Genomic DNA, 13852 nt, shown 5'->3' with positions numbered 1-13852 from the left:
CTCAGGCCAGTGGTCTCGGCTGGGTCAACTCGTCGTACACGCTGAGCACTTGGGCGACGGTCTCGTCCTCGGTCGGCCAGGTGGCGGCCTGCCGCGTCCCGCGCTCGCGCAGCGCCGCGCAGCGCTCCGGGTCCGCGAGGAGCCGTACCACGGTGTCGGCGAGGGCCTCCGGGTCGCCGTACGGGACGAGTTCGGCCGCGTCGCCGACGAGGTCCGGGATGCCGCCTACGCGGGTGGCGACGAGCGGTACGCGCGCGTGCAGCGCCTCCTGGGCGAGGACGGACCGCGACTCCCAACTGCTGGTCAGCAGCGCGAGGTCGGCGGCGGCGAGCAGCTCGGGGACGTCCTCGCGGTGCCCGATGAGCCGCACCGGCAGCTCCTCGTCCTCGATCCGCCGCTGCAGCACCGGCCGCAGCGGCCCCTCCCCCGCGACGACCACCAGCGGCACCGGGTCGAGGTGGCGCCAGGCACGGGCCGCGTCGAGCAGGACGTCGTAGCCGCGGTGCCGGTCCAGGGAGCCGACCGCGATGAGCAACGGGCGTCCGGTGGCGCCGAGTTCGGCCCGGGTCTTGGGCCGCAGCCGGTCGGGGTCGTCGCGGTCGTCGCGGTCGGGGCCGTCGAAGGCGTCCAGGGTGCCGAGGTCGGGGGCGTCGGCGTCGAGGAGGCCGCCGGTGCGGTGCCGGCCCGGCAGGGCGACGGCCGCGAGCCGGGCGTCGCGCGCGCCGGTCCGCCGGGCCCGGTCGACCAGGTCGGGGCTGGTGCCGAGGACCACGGCCGCGGTCCTCATCACGCGCCGTTCCAGCAGCCGCAGCAGATGCGCCCGCGGGCCCTGCGCGTGAGCCCGGTTGTGCCAGGTGACCACCAGCGGGGTGGTGCGCCCGCTGAGCGCGAGCACGGTCCGGAAGGAGGCGTGCAGGCCGTGCGCGTGCACCAGGTCGGCGTTCGCGCAGGCGGTCCGGAGCGCGGCCACGGAGACGGGGTCGCTGCTGCGCGGCACGTGCACGTGCTCGGCACCGACCCCGATGAAGTCGTAGGCGTGATCGGCCTCGACGGGGGCGCACACGGTCACCCGCACGCCCCTCGCCACCAGTCCCTCGGCCAGGGAGCGCACGTGCGCGCTGCTGCCGGCGTTGCCTCCGCCGAGCACCTGCACGGTGCGCAGCGGCGACTGGCCGTGCGGTGCGTTGCTGCTCAGGGGGCTCACGGGGCCGGGGCTCCTGGTTCACGGGGACGGGCAAGAGGTTCACGTGGGGTGGTCACGAGGAAACGTACAGAAGGTAGCGGGCTCAGGGGGGCGGAAGGACGCACCCCGCGCGCCTCCCGGGCGGACCCTCCGTACCCGCTGCCCGCCCCGCGTTCCCTGCCAAGCATGCCAGGGCGTACGGCCGTTCAGGGACATCCAGGAGGGCGCACCGTGCGGCGGGCCGGGGCAATGCGCCGGAGCACATCACCCACACGGGTGAGGGAACGCCTGCCGCGGCCGAACGGTGTGCAAGGGCATCCGACGAGGTCAGCCGCTCACGGGGCCGGCGCCCAGACGCCGGCCCGGTCCCCGTACCGGGCCACGGTCCCCAGAGCGACGGCGTGCGCGAGCAGCCCCGCGCGCCGGTTTCCCGCCGCCACGAACGCCCCCGACGCGGCACCGAGGGCGTTCGCCCCGAGTCCCTGACGGCGTACTACTCCCCACCGGCGCCCGGCCGTTGTCGGTGCCGCCTGCCACGATGCCCCGGCTCTCCCTGTGCAGCCCCGCGAGCACCACCCGGACCTGCCCGGGACGCGGCCCACGGTGCAGGCCATCGTCGACCACCTGGGGATGGAGGCCGCCTGCCTCGTCTGCTGGCGGACCCCCGTGGAGCGTGCTCATGTCGTCCCCACCCAGTTGGGCGGCTCCCACGACGTACGCGACTTCGCCCTGCTGTGCGCGGACCACCGTGCCGAGGCCGCGGACGTCGCGGACGCCGAGAAGGTGTCGACCCACGCCTGGGCCTGTCACATGGCGCGGCAACGCATGAACCGCCCAGGAGTGACACCGCGGGCCGGGCGAGCGGCACAGCCCACCCGGCCGGCTCCTAGAGGTCCGCCCTGGCCGTCGCCAGGAGTTCCTCCGCGTGGGCGCGGGCCGTTTCGGAGTCCTCCTGGCCCGCCAGCATGCGGGACAGCTCTCGGACGCGCTCCTCGCCCTCCAGGACCTTCACCCCGGAGCGGGTCACGGAGCCGTCGTTGGTCTTCTCCACCAGCAGCTGACGGTCGGCGAACGCGGCGACCTGGGGCAGGTGGGTGACCACGACGACCTGCGCGGTCCTGGCGAGCTTCGCCAGCCGCCGGCCGATCTCGACCGCCGCCTTGCCGCCGACACCCGCGTCGACCTCGTCGAAGAGGTACGTCGGCACCGGGTCGGTGCCCGCGAACACCACCTCGACGGCCAGCATCACGCGGGAGAGCTCACCGCCGGACGCGCCCTTGGCGATGGGCCGCGGCGGGGCGCCCGGGTGCGGGGCGAGCAGCAGCTCGACCTCGTCCACGCCCGAGGGGCCGTAGGCGACCGTCCGCCCGCCGACCTCGACGCCCTCCGGGTCCTCGGTCTGGCGGATGTCGAAGGACACCCGCGCGTGAGGCATCGCCAGCGAGGCCAGCTCGGCGGTCACGGCGGCGGCGAACCGCTCGGCGGCCTCCGTCCGCGCGTCCGTCAGCGCCTGCGCGAGCCCGCCCAGCTCGGTGCGCAGCGCGTCCCGCTCGGCCGTCAGCTCCTCGATCCGCTCGTCGTCGCCGTCCAGCTCGGTGAGCCGCGCGGCGCTCCGCTCGGCCCAGGCCAGGACACCGGCGACGTCGTCCCCGTACTTGCGGGTCAGCGCGTTCAGGGCGGCCCGGCGCTCCTCCACCGCGGCCAGCCGCAGCGGGTCGGCGTCGAGATCGTCGGCGTACCCCGCCAGCTCACCCGCCACGTCACCGAGCAGGATGCCGATCTCCCCGATCCGGTCGGCGAGCGCGGACAGTGCCGGATCGTGCGACCGCACGGCCTCCAGGGCCCGGTGTGCGCCCGCGACGAGGGTCGAGGCGTCGATCCCCTCGGGGTCCTCCGGATTGCCCGCGAGAGCGGCGTGCGCGGCCGTCGCGGCGGACGACAGCGCCTCGGCGTGCCCCAGCCGCTCGGCTTCCTCGGCCAGCTCCACGTCCTCGCCGGCCCGCGGCTCCACGGCGGCGATCTCGTCGAGCCCGTACCGCAGCATGTCGGCTTCCTGCGCCCGCTCACGCGCGCGCGTGGTGATCTCCTCCAGCTCGGCGGAGACGGCCCGCAGCCGCTTGTACGCCTCGCCGTACTTGGCGAGCGGCACGGCGACGGCGTCGCCCGCGTACCGGTCGAGCGCCTGCCGCTGCCGGGACAGCTTCAGCAGCCCCTGCTGGTCGGTCTGCCCGTGCACGGCCACCAGGTCGTCGGCCAGCTCGGCGAGCAGCCCGACGGGCACGCTGCGCCCGCCCAGGTGCGCCCGGGAGCGGCCCTCGGCGGAAACGGTACGGCTGATCAGCAGGGCCCCGTCGTCCAGCTCGGCCCCGGCCTCCTCGGCACGCACGACGGCGGCGGCGCCGGGGGGTACGGCGACCCGCCCCTCCACCACCGCCTTCTCCGCCCCGATCCGCACGAGCGCCGGATCCGCCCGGCCGCCGAGCAGCAGCCCCAGGCTGGTGACCACCATGGTCTTGCCCGCACCCGTCTCACCGGTGACGGCGGTGAACCCCGGCGACAGCTCGACGACGGCATCGTCGATGACCCCGAGCGACCGTATCCGCATCTCCTCCAACACGGAACAGACCATACGAGGTCCGGGGCCGGGAACGCACATGGCCCGCCTATGTCACTCCGAGGGGTGGTGGGGCGCGCCCCGCCATCCCGTGGTGGGCAGCGCGAACTTCGCGACAAGACGGTCGGTGAAGGACGAATGGTGCAGCCGGGCCAGCCGTACCGGCACGGCTCCCCGCCGCACCTCGACCCGCGCCCCCGGCGGCAGCTCCACGGTCCGCCGCCCGTCGCACCACAGGACCCCCGGCGGGATGTGCGGCAGCACCTCCACCGCCAGCACCGAGTCCGGCGAGGTGACCAGCGGCTTGGCGAACAGGGCGTGCGCACTGATCGGCACCATCAGCAGGGCCTCCACCTCCGGCCACACCACCGGCCCCCCGGCGGAGAAGGCGTACGCCGTGGACCCGGTCGGCGTGGACAGCACGACGCCGTCGCACCCGAAACCCGTGACCGGCCGCCCGTCGATCTCCAGGACGACTTCCAGCAGCTTCTCGGCGCCGGCCTTCTGCACGGCCGCCTCGTTCAGCGCCCAGTCGGTGTGCACGATGTCGCCGTTGCGGTGCACGACGACGTCGACGGTCATCCGCTCCTCGACCTCGTACGAGCGCGCCACCACCCGGTCCACGACCCGGTCGAGGTCGTCCCGCTCGGCTTCCGCGAGGAACCCGACACGCCCGAGGTTGACGCCGAGCATCGGCACCCCGGAGGCCCGCGCGAACTCGGCGCCGCGCAGCAGCGTGCCGTCACCGCCCAGCACGATCAGCAGCTCGCACCCGTCCAGGCACTGCGGGGTCGCCTCCTTGACGAGGGCCACCTCGTCCGGGAGCGGCAGGTCGCGCGCCTCCTCCTCCAGCACCCGCACCCCGATGCCATGCCGCAGCAGGCCCTTGACGACGAGTTCCGCACTGCGGATCGCCGCGGGCCGCCCGGTGTGGGCGAGCAGGAAAACAGTACGCGCCAGGTTCTGTGTCAACGCGGCCCCTCCGCCACTGCACGGTCGACGTCGGCCGGGTCCACCTGGGGTGCCCCCGCCCGCAGCCAGAGAAAGTACTCGACGTTCCCCGAGGGGCCGGGCAGCGGGCTGGCGGTGACACCCTGCACCCCGAGCCCCAGCTGCCACGCCCTCTCGGCCACTCCTCGCACGGCCTCCGCCCGCAGCTGCGGACTCCGTACGACTCCCCCGCTGCCGAGCCGCTCCTTCCCCACCTCGAACTGCGGCTTGACCATCATCACCAGGTCGGCGTCCGGCGTCACGCACCGCTTCAGAGCGGGCAGCACCAGCCCGAGCGGGATGAAGGACAGATCACCCACGACAAGATCCACAGGTTCCCCACCGATCGCCTCAAGCGTCAACTCGCGTACGTTCGTACGGTCCTTGACGGTGACGCGTTCATCGTTCTGCAGGGACCAGGCGAGTTGTCCGTAGCCGACGTCCACCGCGACGACGTGGGCGGCGCCCGCGCGCAGCAGGACGTCGGTGAAGCCGCCGGTGGACGCGCCGGCGTCCAGCGCGCGCCGGCCCTCGACGACGAGCCCCCGCGGTACGAAGGCCGCCAGCGCGCCGGCGAGCTTGTGCCCGCCCCGGGAGACGTAGTCGGGATCGCTGTCGTCGGCCTGGACGACGATCGCCGCCGCGGTCTCCACCTGCGTGGCCGGCTTGGTCGCCACGGTCTTGCCGACGGTGACCCGCCCGGCGGCGATCAGCTGGCTGGCGTGCTCGCGCGAGCGGGCGAGCTTCCGGCGGACCAGCTCCGCGTCGAGACGGCGGCGTGCGACTCCTGCCACGTTCGGTTCAGCTCCTGCTCTGGTGGTACGACGGTGAGGGGGCCGCAGGTCCCGGGCGGGCGTCGAGCGCGGTGAGCGCGTCGCGCAGCCCCCGGTGCACATCCTCGTACACCTCGACATGGCCGTCGGTGGCGAGGTGGTCGGCGTCGGCGAGCCGGTCGAGCTGGGCGTCGACGTCGGCGTTGCCGGTGGGGGTGCGCGGGACGTTCAGGGGGGCGGGCGCCGCGGGGTCGTACGCGGGCGCCGCCTCGGTGTCGATGTCGGCCTCGGACACGGACTCGCTCATGCCCAGACGCTACCCCGAACCGCTGGGGTACCGTCGTGGGCGATGGCCACGATCGAGGAATGCCGCACCGCACTGGGGAAGCTTTCGGACAACATGCAGGGGGCCGATGGCGACGTCCGCGCGGCCGCCGCGCTCGACCGCTCGGTGAGCTGCCACATCACCGATCTCGACGTCACCTTCGCGGGCCGGATGACCGGCGGCCGGATCGAGGTCGACGAGACGCATCCCGGCCCGCCGCGCGAGAAGGCGCAGATCAGGCTCGCGATGGCCGGGGACGACCTGGTGGCCCTGGTGGGCGGCGAGCTGAACTTCGCGACCGCTTGGGGCTCGGGCCGGGTGAAGCTGGAGGCGAGCCTGCTGGACCTGTTCCGGCTCCGGAAGCTGCTGTAGGCGCCCGCGTCGTCAGGAGGCCGCCGTGGCCCTCTCCGACACGTGCCGTCCGGAGGCCGCCGTGGCCTTCTCCGCGCACGTCGTCAGGAGGCCGCCGTGGCCCTCTCCGCGCGCGCCTTCCGGGCTGCCGGCACCACCAGCGGGGTGCCCGTCTCGGGGTCGTCGATGATCTGGCAGCGCAGCCCGAAGACCTCCTCGACCAGCTCGGCCGTGACGATGTCGTTCGGGGCGCCCTCGGCGATCACCGTGCCGCCGCGCAGGGCGATGAGGTGGGTGGCGTAGCGGGCGGCGTGGTTGAGGTCGTGCAGCACCGCCACCAGCGTCCGGCCCTGCTCCTCGTGCAGCTCGGCGCACAGGTCGAGGACGTCGATCTGGTGCTGGATGTCCAGGTAGGTGGTCGGCTCGTCCAGGAGCAGCAGCGGGGTCTGCTGGGCGAGCGCCATGGCGATCCACACCCGCTGCCGCTGCCCGCCGGACAGCTCGTCCACGTACCGCTCGGCCAGCTCCGCCACACCGGTCTGCCGCATCGACTCCCGCACGACCCGCTCGTCCTCCGCCGACCACTGGCGCAGCAGGCCCTGGTGCGGGTAACGGCCGCGGCCGACGAGGTCGGCGACGGTGATGCCGTCGGGCGCGACGGACGACTGCGGCAGCAGGCCGAGGGTCCGCGCGACCTTCTTGGCGGGCATCGACTGGATGGCCTGCCCGTCCAGCAGCACCCGACCCTGGCTGGGCTTGAGCATCCGCGACAGCGCCCGCAGCAGCGTCGACTTGCCGCACGCGTTCGGGCCGACGATCACCGTGAAGGAGTGGTCGGGGATCTCCACCGACAGCTGCTCGGCGATGACCCGCTGGTCGTAGGCGAGGGTGACGTTCTCCGCGGACAGGCGGTTCACAGTGCTCCTAGGGGTGTTCGGGTGCGCGCCGCTTCCGTCCGGCCCCTGCGCGCGCTTCATATCCGGCCCGCCCGGCGCTCGGTCACCAGCAGCCACAGCAGGTAGGCACCGCCGAGGACGCCGGTGACCACGCCGACGGGCAGCTGGTCGGCGCCGAAGGCGCGCTGGGAGGCCCAGTCGGCGGCGACCAGCAGGGCCGCCCCCATGCACAGCGAGGGCATCAGGTTCGGCCCCGGCGAGCGGGTGAGGCGGCGGGCGAGCTGCGGCGCGGTCAGCGCGACGAAGCTGACGGGGCCCGCGGCGGCCGTGGCGGCGGCGACGAGCAGGACGGCGCAGACCATCAGCACGAGCCGGACGCGCTGCACCCGCACGCCGAGCGCGTTCGAGATGTCGTCGCCCATCTCCATCATCCGCAGGCCGCGCGCGTTGGCGAGGACCAGCGGGACGAGGACGGCGCACAGCCCGAGCAGCGGCCACACCTGGTCCCAGTCCCGGCCGTTCAGGGAACCGGTCATCCACACCACCGCCCGGGTCGCGTCGACCAGGTCGGCCTTGGTGAGCAGATAGCCGTTGACCGCCGTCATGACCGCGTTGACGCCGATGCCGACCAGCACCAGCCGGTATCCGTGCACGCCCTGCTTCCAGGCGAGCGCGTAGATGGCGAGACCGGTCGCCAGGCCGCCGGCCAGCGCGCCCACGGTCACCTGGGAGGCGCTGCCGGACATCAGCACGATCACGACGAGCGCGCCGGCCGTCGACCCTTGCGACAGGCCGAGCACGTCCGGGCTGCCCAGCGGGTTGCGGGAGACCGACTGGAACAGCGCCCCGCCGAGGCCGAGCGAGGCACCGACCAGCAGGCCGACGAGGACCCGCGGCAGCCGCAGCTCGTTGACGATGAAGTCCTGGTAGGCGGTGCCGTTCCCGGCGAGCGTCCGCAGCACGTCGGCCGCCGGGATCCTCGCCTCGCCGGTGCCGATCAACGCCACACCGGCGGCGCAGGCCGCGGCGAGCAGCAGCACGACAACGATCAGCGCACGCGGGTCCAGGCGCAGCGAGAGCCCGCCGGGGGTGCGTACGGCACGGCTCCTGGAGTGTGTCTTCACAGCTGGGCCGTCCTCCGCCGTCGTACGAGAAAGATGAAGACCGGGCCGCCGATGATCGCGGTGACGATGCCGACCTGAAGCTCGGCGGGGCGGGCCACGACCCGGCCGATGACATCGGCGCCGAGCAGCAGCACGGGCGCCAGGACCGTGGCGTACGGCAGGATCCAGCGCAGGTCGGGGCCGGTGAAGGAGCGCACGACGTGCGGCACCATCAGGCCGACGAAGACGATCGGGCCGCAGGCGGCGGTCGCGGCACCGCACAGCACCACGGCGGCCAGCATGGCCAGCGCCCGGGTGCGGTTGAGGTTCGCGCCGAGGGCGCGCGCGGTGTCGTCGCCCATCTCCACGGCGTTCAGCGGCCGGGCCAGGGCGAGCGCGAGGACCGTGCCGACCGCGAAGAACGGCAGGACCTGCGCGATGGTCGAGTTCGTGGCCGAGACCAGTGAACCCACCGTCCAGAAGCGCATCTTGCCCAGGGCCGCGCCGTCCGTGATCATCACGGCCTGGAGGTAGCCGTACAGGGCCGCGCTGATCGCCGTGCCGGCGAGCGCGAGCCGTACCGGGGTGGCGCCCCGGCTGCCGCCCAGGAACCACACCAGCGCGCCGACCGCCGCCGCGCCGAGGAAGGCGAACCACACATAGCCGGTGAGGCTGGTGACGCCCAGGTAGGTCATGGCCGTCACGACGGCGGCGGAGGCGCCCGCGTTCATGCCGAGCAGCCCGGGCTCGGCCAGCGGGTTGCGGGTCAGTGCCTGGAGCACCGCGCCGGACAGGCCGAGCGCGGCACCGGCCAGCAGACCGAGGGCCGTGCGCGAGAGCCGCTCGTCGACGACCACGTCGCCGTACGTCCCCGTGTCGTGGAACAGACCGTGCCAGACCTGGTCCAGCGACAGCGCTTTCGCCCCGATCGCGATGCTCGCCAGAGCGACGAGCACCAGGAGCACGACCGAGAGCAGGAGCCCAAGGGCCCTCGCCGCCCGGCGGGTTGGGGGCGCGGGGGCGGTCTCCGCGCGCTGTTCCGGAGGACTGTCGACCAACACGAGGTTAGGTTAGCCTACCCTCGCATCCGATCTCGATCCCCGGTTCACGCGACCTCCGCCCGCCTCGCGCTGGGGGACCGTCAGAGCCCCAGCCGGGCCAGCGCCTTCTCCCCGTCCAGCGCGCAGGAATCCTCCCCCGCCGCCGTCCAGGCCGCCGCGCACAGCGCCCGCAGCCCGTCCAGCGGCTCGCCGTCACCCGTCAGCTCCAACCGGTCCGCCCCGGCCGCCGCCGTCCACCCGCCGCAACGGAAACCGTCACCTTCCCGGGTGATCTCCGGCTGCCCGGTGAGCAGCCCGCGCAGATCCGCGTCCACATACGTCGGCCGGTGCTGCGGCGGCGCGGCGAGGAGCTGTGCCCCGTCGGTGACCCCGGTCAGCACCAGCAGCGAGTCCACCCCGCCGTTGAACGCGCCCTCGATGTCCGTGTCCAGCCGGTCCCCGACCACCAGCGGCCGCTCGGCCCCGGTCCGGATGATCGTCTCCCGGTGCATCGGGGGCAGCGGCTTGCCCGCGACCTGCGGCTCCGCGCCCGTCGCGATCCGCACGACCTCCACGGCCGCCCCGTTGCCCGGAGCGATGCCCCGCCCGCTCGGAATCGTCAGGTCCGTGTTCGACGCGAACCACGGCACACCCCGCCGGACGGCGTACGACGCCTCCGCGAACCGCCCCCAGGGCAGATCCGGCCCGCCGTAGCCCTGCACGACCGCCGCCGGGTCGTCGTCCGCCGACTCCACCGGCGTCAGACCCCGCTCGCGCAGCGCCACCCGCAGCCCCTCACCACCGATCACCAGCACCCGCGCCCCGGCCGGCACCTGCTCGCTGATCAGCCGCGCGACGGCCTGCGCGGAGGTGATGACATCGTCCGCTCCCGTCGGTATGCCCAGCTCCGTAAGATGCCCGGCCACCGCGTCCGGGGTCCGCAGCGCGTTGTTGGTGACGTACGCGAGACGCATCCCACCCGACCGGGCCACCGCCAGCGAGTCGACCGCGTGCGCGATCGCGCTCCCGCCCGCGTACACCACCCCGTCCAGATCGAGCAGCGCCGTGTCGTACGCCTCGCTCAGGGGCTGCCCACTGCCCTCGGGCCTCGTCCTGACGCCCTGGCTCATGTCCACATCGCTCCTCGTTCACTCGCCTTTCCCCCGATCATCCCGCATGCCACTGACACACGTACGATGCCGGGATGAACACAGCAGGTCACTGGGAGGCGACACCGCGTCGAGGCCTGGAACTCACCCCGTTCCGAGGCCTTCGTTACGACCCCGACCGGGTCGGCAGCCTCGCCTCCGTCACCTCCCCGCCCTACGACGTCGTCGTACGCCCCGACGGCCTGCACCACCTCCAGTCGGCCGACCCCTACAACATCGTCCGGCTGATCCTGCCCCAGGCCGGCACCCCCAGCGCCCGCACCGAGCAGGCCGCCGACACGCTGCGCCGCTGGCTGGACGAGGGCATCCTCACCGCCGACCCCGAGCCGGGCCTCTACGTGTACGAGCAGCGGCACGGCGACGGCATGCTCCAACGCGGCATCATCGGCACCCTGCGGGTCACCGAGCCCGCCGAGGGCGTGGTGCTCCCGCACGAGGACGTCATGCCGCCCGTGGTCGCCGACCGCGCGGCCCTCATGCGGGCCACGCGCGCGAACCTCGAGCCGCTTCTGCTGACCTACCGGGGCGACGGCGCGGCGGCCGAAATCGTCGAGCGTACGGCGGACCGCCCGCCGCTGCTGGCCACGACCACCGAGGACGGTTTCCGGCACCGCCTGTGGTCCATCACCGACCCCGACGAACTGGCCCGCGTCCAGACCGACCTCGCCGGCCGCCAGGCCCTCATCGCCGACGGCCACCACCGCTGGGCCACCTACCGCCGGCTGCGCCTGGAACACCCCTCCCCCAGCCCCTGGGACTACGGCCTGGTCCTCCTGGTCGACACCGCCCGCTACCCGCTGCGCGTCCGCGCGATCCACCGGCTGCTCCACGGCCTGCCGGTCGCGGACGCGCTGGCGGCCGTGCACGGCCTGTTCCGGGTACGACACCTCGACAAACCCCTTCCCGAGGCCCTGGAGACGCTGGCGGACGCGGCCTGCGCCGGCAACGCCTTCCTGCTCGCCGGCGACGGCGCCTTCCACCTGCTCGACCGCCCGGACCCCGACCTTCTGGCCCGCACGGTCCCCGCCGACCGCCCGGCCGCCTGGCGCGCCCTGGACGCGACGGTCCTGCACGCCACGCTGCTGGACCACGTCTGGCACATCCCCGAGGACTCCCCGGCCCACATCGCCTACATCCACGACACGGCCGCGACGGTCGAGAAGGCGGAACGCGACGGCGGTACGGCCGTCCTGATGCACCCGGTCCGCGAGGAGGTCGTACGCGACCTGGCCCGGCAGGGCGTGACCATGCCCCGGAAGTCGACGTCGTTCGGCCCGAAGCCGGCCTCGGGGCTGGTGCTGCGGGCACTGGAGATCTGAGCCGGCGGCGGACGTCAACGCACGGGCCGCCGGCACACCGAAGAGGGCAGACTCCGCCGGGAGCCTGCCCTCTTCCAGGTGACCGACGTCAGTCCTTGTCGCCGTCCTCCGGGGAGGCGTCGGTGGACCCGTCGGCCGCGTCCTCGCTGTCCGCGCCGTCCTCGTCGTCCTCGTCGTCCTCGGACAGGGCGTCGACGAACTCCACGCCGTCCAGCTCGGCGAGCCGGTCGGAGGCGTCCGTGCTGCCGTCCCGGTCGGCCTCGACGGCCTTCGCGAACCACTCCCGCGCCTCCCGCTCCCGGCCGGCGGCCAGCAGGGCGTCCGCGTACGCGTAGCGCAGGCGAGCGGTCCACGGCTGGACCGAGTTGGAGGCCAGTTCGGGGCTCTGCAGGGTCACGATGGCGGCGTCCAGCTGGCCCATGTCACGCCGGGCACCCGCGGCGACGAGCCGCATCTCGACCTGACCGGCCTTGTCCAGCTTGTGCACCTCGGGGGCGCCGGCCATGTCCAGCGCCTTCTCCGGCCGACCGAGCCCGCGCTCGCAGTCGGCCATCACCGGCCACAGGTCCACGGTGCCGGTCATCCGCCGTGCGGCCCGGAACTCGGCGAGCGCCTCGCCGTACTTCTGGTTCGCGTACGCGGCGAATCCCGCGGCCTCGCGCACGGCGGCCACGCGGGACGCCAGGCGCAGGGCCACCTTGGAGTAGCCGTAGGCACCCTCGGGGTCCTCGTCGATGAGCCTGGCGACCATCACCAGGTTCTTGGCGACGTCCTCCGCGAGCGTCTTGGGCAGGCTCTGCAGCTCCTGCCGGACGTCCCTGTCGATCTCGTCGCCGGTGACGTCCTCCGGGATCGGCAGCCGCTTGATCGGCTCCCGGTCCCGGTCCCGCTCATCACGGAACCGGCCCCCGCCACGGCGGTCGTCCCGACGGTCGTCCCGGCCGTCACGCCCCCGGAAGCCACCGGGGCGACCACCGCGGTCCCCACGGTCGTCCCTGCGGGGCCCACGGCCTCCACGGTCGTCCCGGCCCTCACGGCCACGGAAGCCGCCGCGCTCACCACGGCTGTCGTCCCGCCGGAAGCCGCCGCGCTCACCACGGTCGCGGTCGTCACGGCGGTCGTCACGCCGGTCATCACGACGGAAGCCACCGCGGTCGTCGTCACGGCGGTCATCACGACGGAATCCGCCACGGTTGTCGTCGCGCCGGTCGTCACGACGGAAGCCACCGCGGTCGTCGTCACGGCGGAAGGAGGGGCGGTCGCCTCGGTCACCGCGGTCGTCACGCCGGAAACCGCGGTCCCCACGGTCGTCACGGCGATCGTCACGGCGGTCATCGCGACGGTCGTCACGCCGATCGTCCCGACGGAAGGCCGGGCGCGAACCACGCTCGCCCTCACGGCGGTAGCCACCGCCACGGCTGTCATCCCTGCGGTCGTCCCGACGGTCATCGCGGCGGTCGTCCCGCCGGAAGCCACCGCGCTCACCACGGTCGCGGTCGTCACGGCGGTCGTCCCGCCGGTCGTCACGGCGGCCGTAGCCACCACCACGGTTGTCATCGCGCCGGCCGTAGCCACCACCACGGTTGTCATCGCGCAGGCCGTAGCCGCCACGGTCGTCGTCCCGACGGAAGGACGGGCGGTCGCCCCGGTCACCGCGGTCGTCACGCCGGAAACCGCGGTCCCCACGGTCGTCACGGCGGTCGTCGCGACGGAACCCGCCACGCTCACCCCGGTCGCGGTCATCCCGCTGGAACCCCGGACGGGTGCCCCGCTCGCCCTCGCGGCGGAACCCGCCACCACGGCGGTCGTCACGACGGTCGTCCCGGCGGTCATCACGGCGATCGTCACGACGGCCGTAGCCACCACGGTCGCCACCACGCCGGTCGCTGTCGCGCCGGTCGTCGTCGCGACGGAAGCCGCCACGGTCACCCCGGTCACCACTGTCCCGTCGCCGCTGGTCGCGCTCCGGTCGGTCGTCGGGAGAGTTGGTGGACATGGTGACTCCTGTCTTCGGTACCACAAGCATTGTAAAAACAAAAGGACCCCCGGTCCCAGCTGAACGCTGGTGACCAGGGGTCCTCCAAAGATT

13 protein-coding genes are annotated in these 13852 nt (G+C 73.9%); 2 read left to right on the top strand and 11 right to left on the bottom strand.

Features of this window, described 5'->3' with window-relative positions:
* Position 1 precedes the first annotated feature (1 nt).
* The 5 genes from C3492_RS15015 to C3492_RS14990 form a co-directional block, all read right to left on the bottom strand.
* A complete protein-coding gene (locus C3492_RS15015) occupies positions 2-1204 on the bottom strand; it encodes a glycosyltransferase family 4 protein (protein WP_103812268.1) in 1203 nt (400 codons plus the stop codon).
* Between the two features lie 865 nt (positions 1205-2069).
* The gene (gene recN / locus C3492_RS15005; protein ID WP_103812266.1) at positions 2070-3812 is read right to left on the bottom strand and encodes a DNA repair protein RecN; all 1743 of its coding nucleotides are present in this window, start codon (positions 3810-3812) and stop codon (positions 2070-2072) included.
* 39 nt (positions 3813-3851) lie between these two features.
* On the bottom strand, positions 3852-4769 hold the full coding sequence (locus tag C3492_RS15000; protein ID WP_014671839.1) for an NAD kinase: 918 nt from the start codon (positions 4767-4769) through the stop codon (positions 3852-3854).
* On the bottom strand, positions 4766-5581 hold the full coding sequence (locus C3492_RS14995; protein WP_103812265.1) for a TlyA family RNA methyltransferase: 816 nt from the start codon (positions 5579-5581) through the stop codon (positions 4766-4768). The genes C3492_RS15000 and C3492_RS14995 overlap by 4 nt, the downstream gene beginning before the upstream one ends.
* 7 nt (positions 5582-5588) lie before the next feature.
* Positions 5589-5867: a hypothetical protein gene (locus tag C3492_RS14990; RefSeq protein WP_030650275.1), complete on the bottom strand. Its 279-nt coding sequence runs from the start codon at positions 5865-5867 to the stop codon at positions 5589-5591.
* 42 nt (positions 5868-5909) lie between these two features.
* Between C3492_RS14990 and C3492_RS14985 the strand changes: the two genes are divergently transcribed.
* The gene (locus C3492_RS14985; RefSeq protein WP_103812264.1) at positions 5910-6257 is read left to right on the top strand and encodes an SCP2 sterol-binding domain-containing protein; all 348 of its coding nucleotides are present in this window, start codon (positions 5910-5912) and stop codon (positions 6255-6257) included.
* Positions 6258-6340: 83 nt separating this feature from the next.
* On the opposite strand, the gene C3492_RS14980 is transcribed toward C3492_RS14985, so the two are convergent.
* The 4 genes from C3492_RS14980 to C3492_RS14965 form a co-directional block, all read right to left on the bottom strand.
* Positions 6341-7213: an ABC transporter ATP-binding protein gene (locus C3492_RS14980; RefSeq protein ID WP_181140377.1), complete on the bottom strand. Its 873-nt coding sequence runs from the start codon at positions 7211-7213 to the stop codon at positions 6341-6343.
* Complete coding sequence (locus tag C3492_RS14975) at positions 7210-8256, bottom strand: iron chelate uptake ABC transporter family permease subunit (protein ID WP_103812262.1); 1047 nt, start codon at positions 8254-8256, stop codon at positions 7210-7212. Before C3492_RS14975 ends, C3492_RS14980 begins: the two co-directional genes overlap by 4 nt.
* Positions 8253-9296, bottom strand: coding sequence for an iron ABC transporter permease (locus tag C3492_RS14970; RefSeq protein WP_103812261.1), 1044 nt, complete (start codon positions 9294-9296; stop codon positions 8253-8255). The genes C3492_RS14975 and C3492_RS14970 overlap by 4 nt, the downstream gene beginning before the upstream one ends.
* A gap of 80 nt (positions 9297-9376) precedes the next feature.
* Positions 9377-10405, bottom strand: coding sequence for an HAD hydrolase-like protein (locus tag C3492_RS14965; protein WP_103812260.1), 1029 nt, complete (start codon positions 10403-10405; stop codon positions 9377-9379).
* Between the two features lie 74 nt (positions 10406-10479).
* Between C3492_RS14965 and C3492_RS14960 the strand changes: the two genes are divergently transcribed.
* The gene (locus C3492_RS14960) at positions 10480-11763 is read left to right on the top strand and encodes a DUF1015 domain-containing protein (protein WP_103812259.1); all 1284 of its coding nucleotides are present in this window, start codon (positions 10480-10482) and stop codon (positions 11761-11763) included.
* A gap of 88 nt (positions 11764-11851) precedes the next feature.
* On the opposite strand, the gene C3492_RS45115 is transcribed toward C3492_RS14960, so the two are convergent.
* Both C3492_RS45115 and C3492_RS45110 read right to left on the bottom strand, forming a co-directional pair.
* The gene (locus tag C3492_RS45115) at positions 11852-12622 is read right to left on the bottom strand and encodes a tetratricopeptide repeat protein (RefSeq protein WP_219822075.1); all 771 of its coding nucleotides are present in this window, start codon (positions 12620-12622) and stop codon (positions 11852-11854) included.
* The coding region (locus C3492_RS45110) for a hypothetical protein (protein WP_308461150.1) at positions 12514-13852 on the bottom strand (1339 nt) is incomplete at its 5' end. The genes C3492_RS45115 and C3492_RS45110, both read right to left, overlap by 109 nt.

It is taken from the genome of Streptomyces sp. Ru62, from assembly GCF_002920615.1.
GTDB lineage: Bacteria > Actinomycetota > Actinomycetes > Streptomycetales > Streptomycetaceae > Streptomyces.
This window is presented reverse-complemented; position numbering and strand designations above follow the sequence as displayed.

Bases quoted from the DNA above. Each gene is read 5' to 3' on its own strand.
- C3492_RS14960 (WP_103812259.1), top strand. From the start codon at position 10,480: ATGAACACAGCAGGTCACTGGGAGGCGACACCGCGTCGAGGCCTGGAA.
- recN (WP_103812266.1), bottom strand. From the start codon at position 3,812: ATGGTCTGTTCCGTGTTGGAGGAGATGCGGATACGGTCGCTCGGGGTC.
- C3492_RS14985 (WP_103812264.1), top strand. From the start codon at position 5,910: ATGGCCACGATCGAGGAATGCCGCACCGCACTGGGGAAGCTTTCGGAC.
- C3492_RS14980 (WP_181140377.1), bottom strand. From the start codon at position 7,213: ATGAAGCGCGCGCAGGGGCCGGACGGAAGCGGCGCGCACCCGAACACC.
- C3492_RS14990 (WP_030650275.1), bottom strand. From the start codon at position 5,867: ATGAGCGAGTCCGTGTCCGAGGCCGACATCGACACCGAGGCGGCGCCC.
- C3492_RS14965 (WP_103812260.1), bottom strand. From the start codon at position 10,405: ATGAGCCAGGGCGTCAGGACGAGGCCCGAGGGCAGTGGGCAGCCCCTG.